At 67.6% G+C, this 17,956-nt stretch carries 19 protein-coding genes; 10 read left to right on the top strand and 9 right to left on the bottom strand.

Features of this window, described 5'->3' with window-relative positions; all coding sequences use genetic code 11:
* The first annotated feature begins 620 nt into the window (after nucleotides 1-620).
* Nucleotides 621-938: a hypothetical protein gene (locus ACFE87_RS13190; protein WP_375460097.1), complete on the top strand. Its 318-nt coding sequence runs from the start codon at nucleotides 621-623 to the stop codon at nucleotides 936-938.
* A 355-nt stretch (nucleotides 939-1,293) separates the two neighbouring features.
* Entirely contained in the window at nucleotides 1,294-1,896 is a 603-nt protein-coding gene (locus tag ACFE87_RS13185) for a hypothetical protein (protein ID WP_375460096.1), read from the top strand.
* 266 nt (nucleotides 1,897-2,162) lie between these two features.
* Here the strand turns inward: ACFE87_RS13185 and ACFE87_RS13180 are convergent, their stop codons facing one another.
* Nucleotides 2,163-2,474, bottom strand: a complete 312-nt coding sequence (locus ACFE87_RS13180) for a hypothetical protein (protein ID WP_375460095.1) — start codon at nucleotides 2,472-2,474, stop codon at nucleotides 2,163-2,165.
* Nucleotides 2,475-2,737: 263 nt separating this feature from the next.
* On the opposite strand from ACFE87_RS13180, the gene solA reads away from it, so the two are divergent.
* Nucleotides 2,738-3,901, top strand: coding sequence for an N-methyl-L-tryptophan oxidase (solA, locus tag ACFE87_RS13175; protein WP_375460094.1), 1,164 nt, complete (start codon nucleotides 2,738-2,740; stop codon nucleotides 3,899-3,901).
* Between the two features lie 10 nt (nucleotides 3,902-3,911).
* Here the strand turns inward: solA and ACFE87_RS13170 are convergent, their stop codons facing one another.
* The 3 genes from ACFE87_RS13170 to ACFE87_RS13160 all read right to left on the bottom strand — a co-directional run bounded on the left by ACFE87_RS13170 (nucleotide 3,912) and on the right by ACFE87_RS13160 (nucleotide 5,392).
* Nucleotides 3,912-4,145 (bottom strand): hypothetical protein, encoded by a 234-nt coding sequence (locus ACFE87_RS13170; RefSeq protein WP_375460093.1) that lies wholly within the window; start codon nucleotides 4,143-4,145, stop codon nucleotides 3,912-3,914.
* Between the two features lie 294 nt (nucleotides 4,146-4,439).
* Nucleotides 4,440-4,898 (bottom strand): DUF4345 domain-containing protein, encoded by a 459-nt coding sequence (locus ACFE87_RS13165; RefSeq protein ID WP_375460092.1) that lies wholly within the window; start codon nucleotides 4,896-4,898, stop codon nucleotides 4,440-4,442.
* 206 nt (nucleotides 4,899-5,104) lie between these two features.
* Entirely contained in the window at nucleotides 5,105-5,392 is a 288-nt protein-coding gene (locus ACFE87_RS13160; protein ID WP_375460091.1) for a hypothetical protein, read from the bottom strand.
* A 157-nt stretch (nucleotides 5,393-5,549) separates the two neighbouring features.
* Here ACFE87_RS13160 and ACFE87_RS13155 point away from each other — a divergent pair, with 157 nt between their 5' ends.
* A complete protein-coding gene (locus ACFE87_RS13155; protein ID WP_375460090.1) occupies nucleotides 5,550-6,257 on the top strand; it encodes a glutathione S-transferase N-terminal domain-containing protein in 708 nt (235 codons plus the stop codon).
* Between the two features lie 42 nt (nucleotides 6,258-6,299).
* Here ACFE87_RS13155 and ACFE87_RS13150 read toward each other — a convergent pair whose 3' ends face one another.
* Nucleotides 6,300-6,785 carry a DUF2147 domain-containing protein gene (locus tag ACFE87_RS13150; protein WP_375460089.1) on the bottom strand — a complete coding sequence of 162 codons (486 nt, stop codon included), beginning with the start codon at nucleotides 6,783-6,785 and terminating at the stop codon, nucleotides 6,300-6,302.
* A gap of 244 nt (nucleotides 6,786-7,029) precedes the next feature.
* Here ACFE87_RS13150 and ndk point away from each other — a divergent pair, with 244 nt between their 5' ends.
* The 4 genes from ndk to ACFE87_RS13130 are packed head-to-tail and all read left to right on the top strand — an operon-like array spanning nucleotide 7,030 to nucleotide 9,961.
* Nucleotides 7,030-7,452, top strand: a complete 423-nt coding sequence (gene ndk / locus ACFE87_RS13145; protein ID WP_375460088.1) for a nucleoside-diphosphate kinase — start codon at nucleotides 7,030-7,032, stop codon at nucleotides 7,450-7,452.
* Between the two features lie 17 nt (nucleotides 7,453-7,469).
* The gene (gene pyrF / locus ACFE87_RS13140) at nucleotides 7,470-8,183 is read left to right on the top strand and encodes an orotidine-5'-phosphate decarboxylase (protein WP_375460087.1); all 714 of its coding nucleotides are present in this window, start codon (nucleotides 7,470-7,472) and stop codon (nucleotides 8,181-8,183) included.
* Nucleotides 8,180-8,878, top strand: a complete 699-nt coding sequence (locus tag ACFE87_RS13135; protein ID WP_375460086.1) for an orotate phosphoribosyltransferase — start codon at nucleotides 8,180-8,182, stop codon at nucleotides 8,876-8,878. Before pyrF ends, ACFE87_RS13135 begins: the two co-directional genes overlap by 4 nt.
* A 9-nt stretch (nucleotides 8,879-8,887) precedes the next feature.
* Nucleotides 8,888-9,961, top strand: a complete 1,074-nt coding sequence (locus ACFE87_RS13130) for a quinone-dependent dihydroorotate dehydrogenase (protein WP_375460100.1) — start codon at nucleotides 8,888-8,890, stop codon at nucleotides 9,959-9,961.
* 4 nt (nucleotides 9,962-9,965) lie between these two features.
* On the opposite strand, the gene ACFE87_RS13125 is transcribed toward ACFE87_RS13130, so the two are convergent.
* Together ACFE87_RS13125 and ACFE87_RS13120 are read right to left on the bottom strand one after the other, a co-directional pair.
* On the bottom strand, nucleotides 9,966-10,934 hold the full coding sequence (locus ACFE87_RS13125; RefSeq protein ID WP_375460085.1) for a hypothetical protein: 969 nt from the start codon (nucleotides 10,932-10,934) through the stop codon (nucleotides 9,966-9,968).
* Between the two features lie 128 nt (nucleotides 10,935-11,062).
* Nucleotides 11,063-12,604 carry a formyl transferase gene (locus ACFE87_RS13120; protein WP_375460084.1) on the bottom strand — a complete coding sequence of 514 codons (1,542 nt, stop codon included), beginning with the start codon at nucleotides 12,602-12,604 and terminating at the stop codon, nucleotides 11,063-11,065.
* Nucleotides 12,605-12,898: 294 nt separating this feature from the next.
* Here ACFE87_RS13120 and ACFE87_RS13115 point away from each other — a divergent pair, with 294 nt between their 5' ends.
* Nucleotides 12,899-14,341, top strand: a complete 1,443-nt coding sequence (locus ACFE87_RS13115) for an undecaprenyl-phosphate glucose phosphotransferase (RefSeq protein ID WP_375460083.1) — start codon at nucleotides 12,899-12,901, stop codon at nucleotides 14,339-14,341.
* On the opposite strand, the gene ACFE87_RS13110 is transcribed toward ACFE87_RS13115, so the two are convergent.
* Nucleotides 14,335-14,973 carry a DNA-3-methyladenine glycosylase gene (locus tag ACFE87_RS13110; RefSeq protein WP_375460082.1) on the bottom strand — a complete coding sequence of 213 codons (639 nt, stop codon included), beginning with the start codon at nucleotides 14,971-14,973 and terminating at the stop codon, nucleotides 14,335-14,337. The genes ACFE87_RS13115 and ACFE87_RS13110 overlap by 7 nt on opposite strands.
* Between ACFE87_RS13110 and ACFE87_RS13105 the strand changes: the two genes are divergently transcribed.
* On the top strand, nucleotides 14,972-16,141 hold the full coding sequence (locus ACFE87_RS13105) for a mandelate racemase/muconate lactonizing enzyme family protein (RefSeq protein WP_375460081.1): 1,170 nt from the start codon (nucleotides 14,972-14,974) through the stop codon (nucleotides 16,139-16,141). The two genes, ACFE87_RS13110 and ACFE87_RS13105, sit on opposite strands and share 2 nt — an antisense overlap.
* Nucleotides 16,142-16,146: 5 nt before the next feature.
* On the opposite strand, the gene ACFE87_RS13100 is transcribed toward ACFE87_RS13105, so the two are convergent.
* Complete coding sequence (locus tag ACFE87_RS13100; RefSeq protein ID WP_375460080.1) at nucleotides 16,147-17,799, bottom strand: FAD-dependent oxidoreductase; 1,653 nt, start codon at nucleotides 17,797-17,799, stop codon at nucleotides 16,147-16,149.
* Nucleotides 17,800-17,956: the final 157 nt, after the last annotated feature.

Raw genomic sequence — 17,956 nt, 5'->3', positions numbered from 1 at the left:
TTAGCTCAGCGGTAGAGCAGCGGTTTTGTAAACCGAAGGTCGGGGGTTCAATCCCCTCAGCCGGCACCGCTAAAAGCGTCTATATCGAACGCCGGGGTAACATCTGGGGTAACAGGGCCCCGACCGAGGACGGGCTGGAATTCGCCAGTGTCGGCGGGTGGTGCTGGGTGTTCATGGGAAGTCTCTTCACGTTCCGGCTGTTCAAGGCCGCTTGCCCGTGACATACTGGGCAGCCGGGAGTTGAACACCTGCTGCAGAGACAGGCCGGCGCCGTTTTAAGCCCGAAGGCTCTGAACCTGCGGCGTCGCCCCCGGCCATAGTGGTTAGGTCGATGCGCCTGCCAAGGCGACGTTACGGTTCGAACGCCTGCCTCCCCTGCCAGAGAGGCGCATTTTTCTGCCATGAAGTGGTAGTCTATCTTCAGTCCGGGTGTTCAAGCCCACGGACACGTTGCAACGTAAAGCCGCTGCGCCGCAAGGCTGGCGGCTTTCGTGTTTTTGGCGAGCCTCAACGGAGCGCTTTCGCGGTACCCCGAAATGCGCCAATGATCGCTCAGACGAGCCGCGGTGGCGAGGACGCCAAAGGTACGTGTTGCGTCGGGAAAAAGGGCGGAGAGACCAATGTCTACAGAGAAAACTTTTATAATTCTTGAAGACAGCCACGGAACACGCATCGAAAATGCGGTTGCGATTGGGTTCGACACCGTCGTACGAGCAAAACGATCACCGAACGGAACTTACATCAATGTATTTGGCTCCGTTGGTGGCGAAACGATACCAGCAGAGATCCTGAGCGCGTTCGCGAACCGCCTTTCGGGTCAGGATGTAACACCGGAGAAGGTCGCTGAAGCCTCCGAAGCGGTCGGTTTGACCCGATGGCTCAAAGAGCATGGGGTCGAAGCCGCGGGCTTTTTGACTGATTTTTGGGACAAATTCTAAAGCGCACCTGCCTAGCCCAGGAAACCGGTGCCCGTCCTATCCAGGGTGAAGCTGGGACGGATCAGCCGCGAGGGCTCGCTTCACCGCCCCCTATGCGGCAAGCCTGCAGTGGGCGGATTTGGGCGCGTTCCTTGGGAACAGCGCTATATCTCGGCTCGGACGTGCGCAGACCCTCGCGAGATCTCTCTTGGCTAGCACCGCTCACCCCTCGTCTCGCCAGCCCAATAACCCGCACGAGTCCGTGTGGCGTTACATGAGCTTTGCTCGGCTAGTTTGGATGCTAGAAACGCGGGCGTTGTACTTTCGTCGTCTTGATAGGTTCGACGACAAATTCGAAGGACACATAACGGAGCCTATGGCGTCTGAAGGCTTTCTTAAGAAGTGCGACTCGGTCGTTGACGCACTGTATCCTGAGCACAAAGATGCTCTAGGGAGAGAGATGCTACTTGATCAATTCAGCATCATGTCTTGGACCAAGAAAGATTATTATGTAAATTGCTGGCACTTGAACGACCAAGAGTCGGCAGTAATGTGGAAGATATACGCACCTCTTGAAGAAGCCGTTTGTATCACGACTTCTTATAGCGATCTCGTTACATGCCTACCAGACTGGATCGACATAGGCAGAGTCAAATATGTTGATTATCGGCGCGATATAATCGATCCGACGTTCCAGTATGATTTGATAATGTCTAAACGGCTCTCGTTCAGGCACGAGAGAGAGATCAGAGCGGTTGTTTGGTCAAAGACAGACAAGTTAAAGGCCAATAACAAAGAATTCAATAGCGACCCGGAAGGGCTGATCGTTCCTATAGATCCGAGCTGTATTATCAAAACCGTTTATCTCAGTCCCAATTCGCCGCCTGACTTCAAAGTTGCAGTTGAGGGAGTACTAAGAGCGTACCATTGCGCGGCAGATGTTCGCCAGTCAGAGGTCAATGCGCCACCGGCATATTGACACTCCGCCCCGCCGGTACATCTGCTGTCGAGCCGGGACGCATTCTCGCCCGTTAAGTCGTTGATTTCAAACAGAGCAGAATTGCGTTGCCTGAACTCTACCGGGCCCGACGAGACGGCCCGTCCTCGAGCCGCCATCACGAGCGCCGGCACTTCCCGCCTCATCTGCTTCGCGTGTTGGTAGAGGATGGCCCGGAGCTCGCCCGGCCCCATCGCCGACCCTCGCGCGTCCAAGCCTACGCTGCGGGGCCTACGGTCTGACGCCGCTCAGCACTCCAACCGGCGGCCCTCACGGCGGCCGAAAGCCTCGAAATGCTGTCGGCCGGATTCCACCTGGCCGTTCCGCACCGCGCGACGGACATCGGGGTTGCACCGCAGGTATTCGCTCTCGTCGAACGAGATGCCACGGCCGCCCCTCCGGTCATCGCGGTAATCGCGTCGTTCGCGACGGTCCCGGCGGTCGTCGTCTCGGTAGTCGCGGTCGGGCCCACCGTAGCCGCCGTAGGGTTGAGCCAAGGTCGATCCGATCGTCCCCAAGAGGGCGAAGCCAGCAACCGTGGCAAGGGTGAATGCCTTCATGGCAGCTATTCTCTCCGTTTGAGTCCACGGGAACGCGCGGATCGGCCATCAGTTCGCTCAGGTGGCCGATCACGTGGCCGGCGCGGGCCGAGGTCTCCGCCAAGGCGGGCCGCGGGGTGCATCAGCTCTCCTTGAGGCCGGGACGGCGGACTCGCACCGGCCGCTCCGAACCGTCGGTGCTATAGCAGGCTCGCCTGCCGTGCGACCGCGGCAGGGCTTCATCACACGGGCGGCGCCGAGGGCGTCGGGCTGGGGAGTGGACATTGACCTACGACGTCATCGTCATCGGCATCGGCGGAATGGGCAGCGCGGCGGCGTGGCACCTCGCTCGCCGTGGCCGGCGGGTGCTCGGGCTCGAGCGCTACGACATCCCGCACGCGATGGGCTCCTCTCATGGAACCAGCCGCATCATCCGGCTGCCCTATTACGAGGACCCGGCCTATGTACCGCTGCTGCGGCGCGCCTACGCATTGTGGCGCGAGCTCGAAGCAGCCTCCGGGCGCGAGATCCTCGTCATCACGGGCTCGATCGACGCCAGCCCCGAGGAGGACCCGCTGTTCCAGGGCGCGCTCGCCTCGGCGCGGCTCCATGCCCTGCCGCACGAGGTCTTGAGCGGGGCGGAGCTGAACGACCGTTTCCCGGGCTATCGCCTGCCGTCGGACCACCGGGCCGTCTACCAGGCGGAGGGCGGGCTCGTCGCGAGCGAGCGGGCCATCGTGGCACATGTCGAGGCCGCGCAGGCGCATGGGGCGGACATCCACGCCCGCGAACAGGTGCTCGGCTGGTCGGCCGCGCCCGGGAATGACGGCGTCGTGGTGACGACCGACCGGGGTCGCTACACGGCCGAGCGGCTCGTCCTCGCGGCCGGAGCCTGGATGGCCGATCTCGTGCCGGCGCTCGCGGAAGTCGCGGTACCGGAGCGCCAGGTCCTCGCCTGGCTGCAGCCGCGCCGGCCCGAGCTGTTCGGCCCTGACCGCTTTCCCGTCTTCAATCTGCAGGTCGAGGAGGGGCGCTATTACGGGCTGCCGGTCTACGACGTCCCGGGCTTCAAGTTCGGCCGTTACCACCATCGCGGCGAGACGAGCCGGGCGGACGACCTTCGCCGGGAGCCGGATGCTGAGGACGAGCAACTGCTCCGGGCCTTTGGCGAACGGTATTTCCCGAACGGCAGCGGCGAGACGATGGCGCTTCGGACCTGCATGTTCACGAACACGCCGGACGAGCATTTCATCCTCGACCTCCACCCCGACCATCCCCAGGTCGTGCTCGCCTCGCCCTGTTCCGGCCACGGCTACAAATTCTGCAGCGTGGTGGGCGAGGTGATCGCGGATCTCGCAACGGGCGACAGCGCCACCCGGCACGAGATCGGGTTCCTCCGGGCGGACCGGCCGGCCCTGCGGAGTTCCCGAACCGCAGTGGCGGCCTGAGCCGCCGCCGTCACGAGGCCAACGCCGGCGCGGTCGCAGGGCGGGCGAGCGCATAGAGGCTCCCGTCCTGATAGGGGAATTCCGTCTCCTCGTCGGATGCCGCGGGCCGGGCTCCGAACTCCCCGCCGGAAAAATGCCGCAGGGTGCGGGTGAGATCGCGGACGGATCGGATCAGCGCCGCCACCGGATCCTGCCCCGACGACTGGAGGTAAGCCCGCGTCAGCTCGATTTCGATTTCGGTCATGTCGCTCTCCTTCGTTGAGGAACATATAGGGAACGAATACTTGCTGATGGGTAAACGGCGGTGTTTGCGAGCGGCTTTTGTCGCGAGATGCCGAGAACATAGGGCGCGCAGCCGTCCCCCTTGCGTGGAGGGCCGAGCCGAAGCGGAGCCCCGGTCCGGGGTGAGGGTGGCGCAGGAGGCACCACCCCGAGTTCCTCCTGAGGACCCCCACCCCCGGCCCCTCGCCGCAAGGGGGAGGGGAGGTGGCCGGACCGTGCGGAGCGGCGTCCCGAAGGTTGCGACGGGAGGCGGCCGTCAAATCACGCCAGTCGGCCTCACGCTCGCCGTCGGGACTGCTTCGGCGGCCGTGGCGGCCGGCTCGCGGTAGAGCCGCGCGACCCGCATCTGCCAGAGGCAGATGACCGGGGTAACGAGCAATTCCATGAGAAGCGCCCCGATCATCGACAGGGCCGGCACGCCCGTGAGGAGCACGCCGACCAGCCGGCCGAGGCCGCCCGTGACGACGATGAGGGTTAGGATCTGGACGCGGCCGGTCCGGTCCTCGATCCGCGGGATGGCCGACCAGAACAAAAGGCCGATGCCGAGGAGAAGGCCGGAAAGGTAGCGGTAATGGCTCTCGCCGGTCCCGCCGAGGCGGTCGCCGGTCAGGCCGGCCGCGAAGAGGATGCCGTAGAGGCCGGCCGACACAGGCACGATCGCGCCGACGGCCATGACGCGCTGCAGGATGCGCCGTTCGCGCTCGGTTCTGTCCATGCCCACGCCCGTTCAGGAGGCAAGTGAAGACCGGAGCCCGTCCCGGGTTCCAGGATCGGGGCTAAACGATCCCGAAGATGCGCAGCGAGGCCATCACCACCATACCGGCGCAGAAGGAGAGCCAGACGACGGTCTTCGCACTCACCTACGCCACGCCCGGCACGGAGCGCCTGGCATCACACCCGGACGCGTCTGACCTCGCCGTCTCACACCTGGCTGCCTTTCAGGCGGGCGTTGCACTTACTGTAATATTGCGGCCATTTCAGACCGCCGGTCTCCTTCTTGGCCTTGGCCTCCTTCCATTCCACGCCGCATTTCTTCTGCCGCTCGCGGGCGGCCATCTGGCCCACCGTCAGTTCGCGTTTCGGCTTGGTCGTGCGTCGCGGCTTCGTGGTCGTCGGGGTTTCGGTCTCGGTGCCCTGGGCGGCGGCCGGCATCGGGGCCGAGACGGCGAGGGCGAAGATGGCCGCGAGGGCGAGAAGGAAGGGGCGCATGGAGGACAGCTTTCAGCGGGAACCTGCCGGGCCGGCGCGGGCATCCTACGGTTGCCGCAGGACGGCGCAATAGGGAGATCGTCCCCATGCAGGCGGCTTCGCGCCGGCCCCTGCTTGCCTTAGAGGAATGCCCGATCTTACTTCATCGAGGCACATCATGGCGGCCGTGAACCAGAGCCCGATCGAACTCTATTACTGGCCGACCCCGAACGGGTGGAAGATCTCCATCATGCTCGAGGAATGCGGCGTTCCGTACACGGTCCGGAGCGTCGATATCGGCCGCGGCGATCAGTTCAAGCCCGAATTCCTGGCGATCTCTCCGAACAACAAGATGCCGGCGATCGTCGATCCCGACGGTCCGGGCGGAGAGCCCATCTCGGTCTTCGAATCCGGCGCGATCCTGCAATATCTCGGCCGCAAGACCGGTCTCTTCTACCCGAGCGACGAGCGCGCGCGAGTCGAGGTCGAGCAATGGCTTTTCTGGCAGATGGGCGGGCTCGGCCCGATGGCGGGCCAGACCCATCATTTCCGCATCTACGCGCCCGAGCAGATCCCCTACGCGGTCGACCGCTACACGAACGAGACGAACCGCCTCTACGGGGTGCTGAACAAGCGGCTCGCCGACCGCGAATACCTGGCAGGCGAGTATTCCATCGCCGACATGGCCAGTTACCCGTGGGCCAAGCTCTGGGAGCGCCAGGGCCAGGACATCTCGTCCTTCCCGCATATGCAGCGCTGGCTCGAGGCGAACGCGGCGCGCCCGGCGGTCCAGCGCGGGCTCGCCGTCAACCTCTCGGATCGTCAGAAGAACAGCATGCAGGACCCGGCTGTCCGGGCCGTGCTCTTCGGTCAGCGTGCACGCTGAGGCAGCCGGGACCTGGCCCGGCCGACGTCAGATCTCGACCGCTCAGCGCGCGCGGGACGCGGTCTTGTCCTTCTCGGGCGCAACCTGGGCCGGCGTGACGCTCGCCGTGCTGTCGGCCTGACGCGTCCAGGTCTCGGATCCGCAGAGGAGCCCGCCGAAGACGCAGCCCGCGACTTCGAGTTCCTTCTCGTTCCGGCGCTGCATCGTAGCCTGGTAGGTCTTGCCGTTCTCGGGATTGTAGATCGAGCCGGCCCAGCCGCCCTTACCGTCCGGCCGCATGTCGCGCGACAGGTCGGTGCCGATGATGCTCTTCGTGCGGAGCGCCGGATCGGGGTTGTTTTCGTCCGTGCCGGTCTTCTTCGCCCAGATGATGGTCGCGCACATGTTCTTGCCGCAGGGCGCGATGCGGACCTTCGAATCCCGCTCCTCGGTCATCCAGACGCCCGTCGGGCTTTCCGGGGCTGCCCAGGCCAGGGGCGCGATGAGGGTGGTGGCCGCCACGATCGAGGCCGTCACGAGATGACGCATGATGCTCTCCACTCGAAGTCTTCTTCGATCAGGAAGACGTCGGATCTTGCAGAAATGATGGCTCGATCTCGACCATGGTGCGGCAAAGCTTCTCCGCCGCCGCGTTTCGTCCTGCCATGACGGAGAGTCGTCGCGAGCCGATCACCGGCCCGGGGTCTCCGATGCGGCCACAATCGTGCACCTCCGCTTGAGGACAGGGGAGGGCGCCGCTATAGAGCCGGACCTCTTCCAAGGAACGAACCTTATGGCGCGCGAGCACACCTTCTCGATTCTGAAGCCGGACGCGACGGCCCGCAACCTTACAGGAGAGGTCAACGCGGTGATCGAGAAGGCCGGGCTGCGCGTCGTCGCGCAGAAGCGGATGCTGATGACGCGTCGCGAGGCCGAGACCTTCTACGGCGTCCACGAGGAGCGGCCCTTCTTCGGGGAACTCGTCGAGTTCATGACCTCGGGACCGGTCGTCGTGCAGGTGCTCGAGGGCGAGGGCGCCGTCGCGAAATACCGCGAGGTGATGGGGGCGACGAACCCGGCCCAGGCCGACGACGGCACCATCCGCAAGCTCTTCGCCAAGTCGGTCGGCGAGAACACGGCGCATGGCTCGGATTCGGTCGAGAATGCGAAGCTTGAGATCGCGCAATTCTTCTCCGGCAACGAGATCGTCGGCTAGGTCCGGGAGAGGGTGGCGTGAGCCCGCGTCTCGTCGTCGCCCTCGACGTCCCGGACATCCGCCGGGCCGAGGAACTGACCGAGCAACTCGGTCCCTTGCGCCCGGTCTTCAAACTCGGCCATCAGCTCGCCTATACGGGTGGCCTCGCGCTCGCCGAACGCCTGATCCGCGGCGGGCACGAGGTCTTCCTCGACCTCAAGCTCCACGACATCCCCCGCACCGTCGAGGAGGGCGTGCGCTCGCTCGCCGGCTTCGGGGCGAGCTTCCTCACGATCCACGCCTACCCGCAGACCCTTCGGGCAGCGGTGGCGGGACGGGGCAGATCGGGATTGAAGCTTCTCGGCGTCACGATCCTGACCTCGATGGACGACGCGGATGCGACGGACGCGGGCTATGCCGGTTCCGTGGCCGACCTCGTGGCCGCCCGCGCTGCGGATGCAGCGGAGGCCGGCATCGACGGCCTCGTTTGCGCCGCGAGCGAGATCGTGGCGGCCCGCCGGGCGATCGGTCCCGAGCGCCTCCTCGTCGTTCCGGGCATTCGCCCGAGCGGGGCGGAGGCAGGCGACCAGAAGCGGATCATGACGCCCGGGGAGGCGATCGCGCGGGGCGCCGATTACCTCGTGGTCGGCCGCCCGATCGTCGGCGCGCCGGACCCGGTGGCGGCGGCCGTCGCCATCACGGCGGAGATGGACCGCGCCAAATGTGGGCGGCAGCAGGAGACGGCAGCATGAGCCAGGGCCTAAGCTTCCCCGACCGCGAGACGATCGCGGCCATGACGGCCCGGATGCTGTTCGAGGTCGAGGCCGTGCGCTTCTACGAGGAGAAGCCCTTCATCTTCACCTCGGGCTGGGCGAGTCCGGTCTATATCGATTGCCGTCGCCTGATCTCGTTCCCGCGCGTGCGCCAGACCCTGATCGATTTCGGCGCCTCGGTCGTGCTGCGGGATGCCGGGTTCGAGCAATTCGATGCCGTCGCCGGCGGCGAGACGGCCGGCATCCCCTTCGCGGCCTGGATGGCGGACCGGCTGATGCTGCCGATGCAATATGTCCGCAAGAAGCCGAAGGGTTTTGGACGCAACGCTCAGATCGAGGGCCATGTGGTCCCGGGCCAGCGCACGTTGCTGGTCGAGGACCTCGCCTCCGACGCGGGCAGCAAGATCGTGTTCTGCAAGGCGCTCCGCGATGCGGGCGCGCGCGTCGACCACGTCTTCGTCGTTTTCTACTATTCGATCTTCGCACATGCTCCGAAGGTCCTGTCCGACATGGGCGTACAGCTGCATCACCTCGCGACCTGGTGGGACGTGCTCGCCCACGCGAAGGCGCAGGGGACCTTCGCGGCCCCGGTCTTGCGCGAGGTCGAGAGCTTCCTCCACGATCCGGCGGGCTGGTCCAAGGCGAATGGGGGCATCGACCGGGCGCCGGAATAGGGCTTGCCCGTGATCGACCTCCTCTACCGGGCAGCCCGACCGGCTTTTCGCCTCATCGATCCGGAGCGGGCCCATCGTCTCGCCATCCGGGCGCTCGCCAGCGGCATCGTACGGACCGGCAGCCCGCCAGACGATCCGGTGCTCCGCTGCCGGGTGTGGGGGCGGGAACTGCCGAACCCGATCGGGCTCGCGGCCGGATTCGACAAGCATGCGGAAGTGCCGGACGAGCTGCTCCGGCTAGGTTTCGGCCTGGTCGAGATCGGCACCGTGACGCCCCGTCCGCAGCCGGGCAATCCGAAGCCGCGCCTGTTCCGCCTCACCGAGGACGAGGCGGTCATCAACCGCAACGGTTTTAACAGCGAGGGCCTCGAGGTCTATGTGCGGCGCCTCGCGGGACGCGGCAGAGCCGCCGGCTTCCTCGGCGCGAATCTCGGGAAGAACAAGGAGACCGAGGATGCCGCCGCGGATTACGTGGCCGGCATCGCGGCGACGGCGCCGCTCGCCGATTACCTCGTCGTCAACGTCTCGTCGCCGAACACCCCCGGCCTCCGCGACCTGCAGGGGCGCGCCGCGATGGAGCGGCTGGTCCGAGCCTGCCAGGAGGCGCGCGCGCAGGCGGTGCCGGAGCCGGGTCGGCGGCCGCCGCTCCTCGTCAAGCTCGCCCCGGACCTCGACGAGGCGGGGCTCGAAGACGCAGCCGAGGTGGCGCTCTCGACCGGGCTCGACGGCCTGATCATGGGCAACACGACCCTGTCCCGGCCCGCCGATCTCCGCAGCCCGCATCGCGGCGAGACCGGCGGGCTCTCGGGACAGCCCCTAAGAGACCTCGCGACCCGCAAGCTCGCCGACCTCTATCGGCTGACCGAAGGCCGCCTGCCGCTGGTCGGCGCCGGCGGCGTCGCCTCGGGCGCGGATGCCTACGCCAAGATCAGGGCCGGCGCCTCGCTCGTGCAACTTTATTCGGCGCTCGTCTATGAGGGCCCCGGTCTCGTTCGGCGGATCAAGCACGACCTCGCCGCCCTCTTGCGGCGCGACGGCTTCGCATCGGTGCAGGATGCAGTCGGGGCGGATCACCGCCCCTGAAGGCTCAGTCGTCCAGCGGGCTGCGCTGGACGAGCTCATCCGTATCCGGAAGCGAATAGGGATCGACGCGTCGGCGCGCGCGGGACTCGGCCGGATTGGGCGCCTGGGACTGGGCCTGCGCGGAGGCGACGGTCATGCCGAGACGCTGGGCGAGGGAGATGGCGCGCGCCTCGCTGAAACGCGCGTTGCAGAAGCTGTGGCTGCCCTCGCGGGCATAGGTCCGGCAGACCATCTCGCGTTCCGACGAGAAGCTCGCCTGTTCGGCGACGAGCGGGCGGACCGCTTCCGGACGCGAGCGCTGGACCAGCACCTTGTAATTGTCCCGGACCGCCTTGTCGGCCGAACCCCGCGCGGCCTCGTACTCGCGCGCCTTCGGCGTGAGCTGCGCCGCCTCGGGGCCCCACATGCCCGCGGCGTCGGCCTGGCAGGTGGAGGTCTGGATGAGGCACGAGTCGCCCTTGGCCTTCACGAGGACGGCCTCGTCCAGGAAATCGACCTGGAGGGGGCAGGTCGAGGATGCCTCCCTGAGCTCGTAGCGGGCCACGCCATCCGGGCGTCCCTGCTGGACCAGCACAGCCCCCTCCGAGCCGCCGAGCGTTACGGAACAGGTCTCGACCGACTGAGACGAACGGCGGCCGGCGAGCGTGATCCTGGCGCGAAGATCCGAGCCGCCGGTCCGCTCGACCCGCATGGATCCGGCGGAGCCGTTCTGCTTCAGCTCACGCCCGATCACGGCATCTTCGGTCGGCACCCGCAGCACGACCGGACGGGCCTGCGGCGGCGGCGCGGTACGGCGCGGCTCGTCCATCGGCAGGGCTTCGGAGGGAGGCGGGGCCGGCCGGTAGCCGGGCGGCGGCGCCGCCGGACGGTCGGGTACGATGCCGAACAGTCGCTCGAAGAAGCCCTGGGCCTGAGCTGGGCTGCCCGCCAGAAGGAGAGCCGCAAAAAGGAAAGGCAGTCGAAGACACATCATGACAACTGCCTTGCCGCAGCTCTGCGCCGAAACTAGGGCCGATTAACACGTCGTAAGCCTTCAGCCAGTGCGCATATTGCAACAGCCTTTGGTCTCGGACCGAAACCCTTCTCTGGCCGCCCGGTCGCTTACGACAGGGCGGCGGTCCTGCCGACGACGGGGGCAGGCGCGCGCGCCTCCGCTGATGCCGCGACCCGGGGGCGCTGCCCGATCCGGAGCGCGAAGCCGGAGCCGCCCACGCATTCGAGCCGACCCGCCCGGTTCAAGGTGCGGAGGCTCCGACCTGGCCAGAGCGGCCCCGGCGCAAGGCTCGCGGTGACACGTTGCGCGAACCCTCGCTCGTCCAGCCGCGTGATCTCGGCGAGCGCGATGGCCCCGGCCTTCCCGTTGCTCGCATCCTGAACAGGTCGGACGAGCCTCGAGCCGACCTGGACGACGCGTCCGGCCGGCCGGGCGCCCGCCACGTCCACGAGAACCGGATTCGCGGCATGGGGCAGCCAAGGTCCGTGGAGAGACTCGGAGATCCAGAGATGCAGGGCATCGGAGGGCGAGCCGCCATCCCGTACGGTCGCGCTCAGCCACCAGCGGCCGTCATGCCGGAAGGGCGTGGCGTCGCTCGCCTCGACTCCGTCGAGAAGCCGGCCTTCATGGACCCAGCCTCCCGGGAAACGCGTCGCCCGGTAGAGATCGACCGAGCCGGCCGCATTCTCCGGGATCATCCAGACGTCGCCCGCATGTTCGAAGACGAACGGGTAGGAGAGGTGCGTTGCCACTTCCAGTACGGGATAGGGACTCCCTGCCGGGCCGGCCGTATCGAACGGCACGACCGAGATCACGCCCTTGCCGGTCCGGTGCTCCACATCCTGGACGAAGAGCCAGGTCCGCCCCTCGACTACGATCGGAAATGGGTCGGCATAGAAGCGAAGCCCGTCGTCCGGCAGGTTCCGCCAGCCGTCCGCGGGATGGGCGCCCGATTCGAGCGTTCCGGGTCCGTCGACGAAGCGCCACCCCGTCCGCCAATGCGGTGCGTGGGAGACGAGCCCGCGAAGCCGCCGCAAGGCGGCGCGGGCAACGGATTTCGCCCCTGACAGGGCCACGATCCCGCAATCCAGCTCCGCCGGGACGGCCTTCCGTCTGGGGATGGGGCGCTCCTGTGCGCCGGCGGCGGCCAGGATCAGGGTCGTGGTCCGGGCCAGGACGTCGTCGAAGGCGGAGGCGATGATGTCGGGCGTCTCCGTCCCGGGATGCCCCTCGGCCAGCGGCGCTCCGGTCTCGATATCGGTGATCGCAACGACCGGCGTACGGCCGGCCAGGAGCGAGGCGACCAGCGGCACCTCTCCGTTGGCACCGTCGAAGGTCAGTCGCCAGCGTCGCCGTCCCCCCGATGGCACGCCGCCCGTCAGGTCGAGGACGACGTCGGGCTGCACTCCGCCTCGGCCGACATGCGTCGTCAGGTCATCGGGGGTCACCGGGGCGAAGGAGCCGGGCGGCAGCCCGTGCACGATTCGCTCGAGGGCGAACAGGACCGCGACGCAGGAGGGAAGCGGTTCCGCATGCGGGGCCGCCCACCGGATCCCGACTACGAGATCCGGCTGCCGGCTCAGTCGCTCCAGCAGGTCGACATGCCAGCGGCGCGTCGACCCCTGATCGAGGCAGAGTTCAAGTCGCATGATCCGTCTCCGCCCAGAAGTGCCTCGGTTCGGGACGGCGCTGTCCCGGCGAGGCACGGGAATCCCGTTGCTCGGCTCCTGGTAGGAAAAAGCGGGCCAGGACCTGCCGCCGACGGTCCGTCGGGGCAGGGCGGGCAAGCTCCACAGGCGCGACGCGCCGACTTCAGGCCAATGCCGTCCCGGCCGTGGCGGCGCGCCCTGTCTCAGAACGGGATGGCATGCGGCTCGCGCTCTCCGGCCCGAGTGAGGTCGGCGCCACCGGGGCGCGCAGCCTCGCGTATCGCGGGCCCGTTCATGTCGGTCATCCACAGCGTCGAGCACAGGATTGCGGTGGGGCGGTCGCCCCGCGCAGAGCTGTTCCGTCACGTCGTCGGGCCCGCGTCGCTCGCCTTCGCGGCGCTGGCCATCATGGCGGCCGCTCTCCTGTCGTGGCTCGTCTGGGGGGTGTTTCCGTTCGCGCAGCCGAGCTCGCTCGGCCTTCATATGCGGCTCGGCTTCGGCACGGCGCTGCTCGTCGTCATCTTCACGGTCGTCCGGAACGAGCATCGGCTCGCCTTCCATGCGGCGGGCGAGAACACGCCCGGCCGGACCGGCCGCATCTGGAACATGGCCGTCTTCGTCCTGTTCGTGATGGCCTTCCTCACGCGCCGCGCCGAGGACCTGTCGCGCGGCACCGTGATCCTGTTCTATTTCTCCGGGTTCCTGGCGTTGTGGTCAGCCCGCAGCCTGACCTCCCGGGCGATCCAGGCGGCCAGCAAGGTCAAGGCAATCGTCGCCCAGCGCATCCTGGTCGTCGGGACGGAGGACGGCATCGCGGCCTTCCTCCGGCGTGACCAGCCCTGGAATCTCGGCTTCGAGGTGGTCGGGACGGTGTCCGTGACACCGGACGCCGCGGGCACCGGCCGATCGCCGTCGCCGGACCTCCTGCGCGCGGTCGATCTCGCGCGCGAGATGGGTATCGACGACGTCTATATCGCCGTCCCGTGGTCCGAGACCGAGACCATCGATCTCTGCGTCGAGGCCTTCCTCAACACGCCGATCGCGATCCACCTCGCGCCGGAACGCGTGCTCGACCGGTTCGATCAGGTCGCGATCTCGCGCGTCGGCGCGATGGCGAGCCTGGAACTGACCCGCCCGATGTCGCCGGCCGCGGTCGGCACGAAGCGCGTCGTCGACATGGTTCTCGCAGGGCTCGCGCTCCTCGCGCTTTCGCCCATTTTCCTCGTGGTCGCGATCGCGATCCGGCTCGACAGCCCGGGCCCGGTCTTCTTCCTGCAGACCCGCTACGGCTTCAACCAGCGCCGCTTCCGCATCGTGAAGTTCCGGACCATGCGGACCTACGCCGATTCCGGCGACGTGCCGCAGGCCTCGAGGCAGGACCCCCGCGTCACGCGCGTCGGTCGCTGGCTCCGCCGCACGAATGTCGACGAGCTGCCGCAGCTCATCAACGTTCTGGCCGGCCAAATGTCGCTCGTCGGCCCGCGTCCGCACGCCGTCCCCCACAACACGGCCTACGAGCGCCGCATCGCGCTCTACGCCCGGCGCCATAATGTCCGGCCGGGCATCACCGGCTGGGCCCAGGTGAACGGCTTGCGGGGCGAGACCGACACCGACGAGAAGATGAAGCGCCGGATCGACCACGATCTCTACTACATCGACAATTGGTCGATGCTGTTCGACCTCAGGATCATGTTGAAGACGCTGTTCTCGGCCGCCTCCTACCGCAACGCCTATTGAGATGCGGCCGCCCGGGGGAAGGGGCGGCTGAAAAAGGGCGAGCCGGCCAGGCCGAAACGCCACGGGCGGTCGGCCGCCTTCGAAATCCCGATCCGAGGTCCGGCAACGAGCGGCACGGGGCCGCCCCGTGCTTCGAGGGTGAAGGGCGAGGCGTCGAGCGCGAGCCCGTCATGGTCGCGGCTGATCCCGAGCGCCTGGCTGAGGCGGCCGGGCCCGGCACAGAGCAAGCGGTCCATGCTCGTCCCACGCCGCTCCCGCATCACCCCGACGTTCTTCGTCGGCTCGAGCGCGCGGATCAGCACGGCCGCGCCGTGGCCGGCGGGCCCGCAGACGAGGTTGAGGCACCAGTGGATGCCGTAGGAGCGATACACGTAGGCGTAACCGGCCGGCCCGAACATGGCCCCGTTGCGCGGGGTCGGACCTGACGCAGAATGTGAGGCTGGGTCGTCGCGGTCATAGGCCTCGGTCTCGACGATGCGCCCGCCGACCCCGTCCACGAAAAGCCTGGCGCCCACGAGATCGCGGGCCACCTCGACGACGTCGCGCTCGAAGAAGCTGCGGTCGAGCGACGTCTGTTGCGCGTGGCTGCGTTCTCCGCCACTCACGCCCGTTCCCGCACCCGGAGCCGTCATGTCCGTCCGCATTCTCGCCGTCCAGGAGGTGACGAAGCCGATCTCGTCGCCCATCCGGAACGCCTATATCGACTTCTCCAAGATGACGACGAGCCTCGTCGCCGTCGTGACCGACGTCGTCCGCGACGGTCGGCGGGTGGTCGGCTACGGCTTCAATTCGAACGGCCGCTACGGGCAGGGCGGCCTCATCCGGGAAAGGTTCGCCCCTCGCATCCTCGAGGCCGAGCCCGCGAGCCTGCTGGACGATTCCGGCACCAATCTCGACCCCGACCGGGTCTGGGCCGCCACGATGCAGAACGAGAAGCCGGGCGGGCATGGCGAGCGTTCGGTCGCGGTCGGCACGATCGACATGGCGGTCTGGGACGCGGTCGCCAAGATCGCCGGCAAGCCGCTCTTCCGGCTCCTGGCCGAACGAGAGGGACGCGAGGCCGATCCCCGCGTTTTCGTCTATGCGGCCGGCGGCTATTACTATCCTGGCAAGGACGACGAGGCCCTCCGGGCCGAGATGCGCGGCTATCTCGACCGCGGCTACTCGGTCGTGAAGATGAAGATCGGCGGCGCCTCGGTCGAGGAGGACCGCCGGCGCATCGAGGCGGCGCTGGACGAGATCGAGGGCGACGCCCAGCTCGCCGTCGACGCGAACGGACGTTTCGACCTCGAGACGGCCATCCGCTACGCCCGCATGCTGCGGGACTACCCCCTCTTCTGGTACGAGGAGGCCGGCGACCCGCTGGATTACGCGCTCCAGGCGGCTTTGGCCGAGTTCTATCCGGGCCCGATGGCCACGGGCGAGAACCTGTTCTCGCACCAGGATGCCAAGAACCTGCTTCGCTACGGCGGCATGCGGTCGGACCGGGATTGGCTCCAGTTCGATTGCGCGCTGTCCTACGGCCTGTGCGAATATTTCCGCACGCTCGACGTGTTGCGCGTCGCCGGCTGGTCGCCCGCGCGCTGCATTCCGCATGGCGGCCACCAGATGTCGCTGAACATCGCGGCCGGGCTCGGGCTCGGCGGCAACGAGAGCTATCCGGATCTCTTCCAGCCCTATGGCGGCTTTCCGGACGGCGTGCGGGTCGAGGACAGCTACATCACCATGCCAGACCTGCCCGGCATCGGCTTCGAGGGCAAGGCGGACCTGATCCGCGAGATGCGGGCGCTGGCGGAATAGCCCGGCTACGGAGCGAGCACGCCGTGAATCTGGGCGACGACCGCGGCCCCTTCGCCGACCGCAGCCGCGACGCGCTTCGTCGATCCCGCTCGCGCGTCGCCGATCGCGAAGACGCCCGGGCGGCTCGTTTCGAGAGGAGCGCCGGCCCGCCCACATCCCGCTCCCGTCGTGACGAAGCCCTTGCCATCGAGCGCGACGCAGCCGTCGAGCCAGCCCGTGTTCGGATCGGCGCCGACGAAGAGGAAGAGGTGGCGAAGCGCGCAATGGCGTTCGTCCGCCGATCCGCGGCGACGGAAGGTGGCGCCCGTCAGACCCTGCGTCCCGTCGCCATCCAGGGCGGCGACTTCCGTTCCGACGTGCAGCTCCACATTCGGAAGCGCCTCGATCCGGTCGATGAGGTATCGGGACATCGACGCCTCGAGGCCTGGCCCGCGCACGACGAGATGCAGCCGCTTCACCTTCGGGGCAAGATAGACCACAGCCTGGCCGGCGGAATTGCCGGCACCCACGAGCGCCACGTCCTCGCCCTCGCAGAGCTTCGCCTCCACGGGTGAGGCCCAGTAGGACACGCCCGCGCCTTCGAAGGCGGCCAAGTTGGCGATCTCCGGCCGCCGGTAGCGCGCCCCGGATGCGATCACGACCGTTCGCGAGCGGACGAGAGCGCCCGTCGTGAGTTCGAGCCTGAGGCCTGCTTCGGGAGAATCCGGCTCGCCGCAGATCAGGCGCCTTGCCTCCAGCGGAAGCGCGATCTCCGCGCCGAATTTCTGAGCCTGGTTGAAGGCCCGGCCGGCGAGCGCCTGCCCGGAGATGCCGGTCGGGAAGCCGAGATAATTCTCGATTCGGGCCGACGCCCCGGCTTGGCCGCCGATGGCGCGCTGGTCGAGGACGAGCACCGACAGGCCTTCCGATGCCGCATAGACGGCGGTGGCCAGTCCGGCGGGTCCCGCGCCGACGACGGCGACGTCGTAGACCTTGTCCGGATCGAGTTCGGGCGTGATGCCGAGACAGACGGCGGCCTCGGCTTCGCTCGGGCGTTTCAGCACCGTGCCGTCCGCGCACAACATCAGCGGAAGCTCGTCCGTCCGCACGCCGAAACGTTCCACGAGTTCGCGGCCTTCGGCGTCGTCGTCGGAATCGAGGACCGTGACCGGATAGCCGTTCCGGGTGAGGAAGCCCTGCAGCCGCACGAGGTCCCGGTGCTCGACCGGCCCGATCAGCACCGAGCCGGCGCCCCCGCCTTCGATCAGGCCGACCCGCCGCAGGATGAAGGCCCGCATGACGATCTCGCCGAGATCTGCCGAGCCGATCACGAGCGCGCGCAGATGCGCGGGGTCGTAGGGGAGGGCCCAGGCCCCGTCCGGGCCCGCCCGTCCCGCGGCGAGGGACGCGCGCCCCGACAACTGGCCGACCTCGCCGCTGAACTGCCCGACACCCTGGACCGTGATCAGCGCGTCGTGTCCCCGGCCGTCCCGCCGCACGACTTCGATCGAGCCTTCCAGAATGAGCCAGGTCGCGGCGTGGCGCTCGCCGATGTCGAACAGGACTTCGCCCGCCCCGAACCGTTTCGCCTCACCGCTCGCGAAGCGACGCGCCGTCGCGATCTGGGCGGGGTTCAGGACGGGGAAAAGCTGGTGCCGACGATCGTCCATCAGGCCCATGCTGGATACCGACGCTGCGTGGGGTTCGGGGTCATCATGACCGGCGCTCTCGTTCGATCCCGCTGGAGCAGCATTTGCCATACCACCAAGCCTGTTGCACCCCGATTGGACGCGTCGGACGGCTCTCTGCGAGCCCGGTATCGCAGTCTCTTCCAGA

Source organism: uncultured Enterovirga sp., from assembly GCF_964242715.1.
GTDB lineage: Bacteria > Pseudomonadota > Alphaproteobacteria > Rhizobiales > Beijerinckiaceae > Enterovirga.
This window is presented reverse-complemented; position numbering and strand designations above follow the sequence as displayed.

Bases quoted from the DNA above. Each gene is read 5' to 3' on its own strand.
- ACFE87_RS13180 (WP_375460095.1), bottom strand. From the start codon at position 2,474: ATGAAGGCATTCACCCTTGCCACGGTTGCTGGCTTCGCCCTCTTGGGG.
- ACFE87_RS13170 (WP_375460093.1), bottom strand. From the start codon at position 4,145: ATGACCGAAATCGAAATCGAGCTGACGCGGGCTTACCTCCAGTCGTCG.
- ACFE87_RS13155 (WP_375460090.1), top strand. From the start codon at position 5,550: ATGGCGGCCGTGAACCAGAGCCCGATCGAACTCTATTACTGGCCGACC.
- ACFE87_RS13105 (WP_375460081.1), top strand. From the start codon at position 14,972: ATGTCCGTCCGCATTCTCGCCGTCCAGGAGGTGACGAAGCCGATCTCG.
- ACFE87_RS13120 (WP_375460084.1), bottom strand. From the start codon at position 12,604: ATGCGACTTGAACTCTGCCTCGATCAGGGGTCGACGCGCCGCTGGCAT.
- ACFE87_RS13115 (WP_375460083.1), top strand. From the start codon at position 12,899: ATGTCGGTCATCCACAGCGTCGAGCACAGGATTGCGGTGGGGCGGTCG.
- ACFE87_RS13135 (WP_375460086.1), top strand. From the start codon at position 8,180: ATGAGCCAGGGCCTAAGCTTCCCCGACCGCGAGACGATCGCGGCCATG.
- ACFE87_RS13125 (WP_375460085.1), bottom strand. From the start codon at position 10,934: ATGATGTGTCTTCGACTGCCTTTCCTTTTTGCGGCTCTCCTTCTGGCG.
- ACFE87_RS13190 (WP_375460097.1), top strand. From the start codon at position 621: ATGTCTACAGAGAAAACTTTTATAATTCTTGAAGACAGCCACGGAACA.
- ACFE87_RS13185 (WP_375460096.1), top strand. From the start codon at position 1,294: ATGGCGTCTGAAGGCTTTCTTAAGAAGTGCGACTCGGTCGTTGACGCA.
- ACFE87_RS13100 (WP_375460080.1), bottom strand. From the start codon at position 17,799: ATGGGCCTGATGGACGATCGTCGGCACCAGCTTTTCCCCGTCCTGAAC.
- ACFE87_RS13110 (WP_375460082.1), bottom strand. From the start codon at position 14,973: ATGACGGCTCCGGGTGCGGGAACGGGCGTGAGTGGCGGAGAACGCAGC.
- ndk (WP_375460088.1), top strand. From the start codon at position 7,030: ATGGCGCGCGAGCACACCTTCTCGATTCTGAAGCCGGACGCGACGGCC.
- ACFE87_RS13165 (WP_375460092.1), bottom strand. From the start codon at position 4,898: ATGGACAGAACCGAGCGCGAACGGCGCATCCTGCAGCGCGTCATGGCC.
- ACFE87_RS13150 (WP_375460089.1), bottom strand. From the start codon at position 6,785: ATGCGTCATCTCGTGACGGCCTCGATCGTGGCGGCCACCACCCTCATC.
- ACFE87_RS13160 (WP_375460091.1), bottom strand. From the start codon at position 5,392: ATGCGCCCCTTCCTTCTCGCCCTCGCGGCCATCTTCGCCCTCGCCGTC.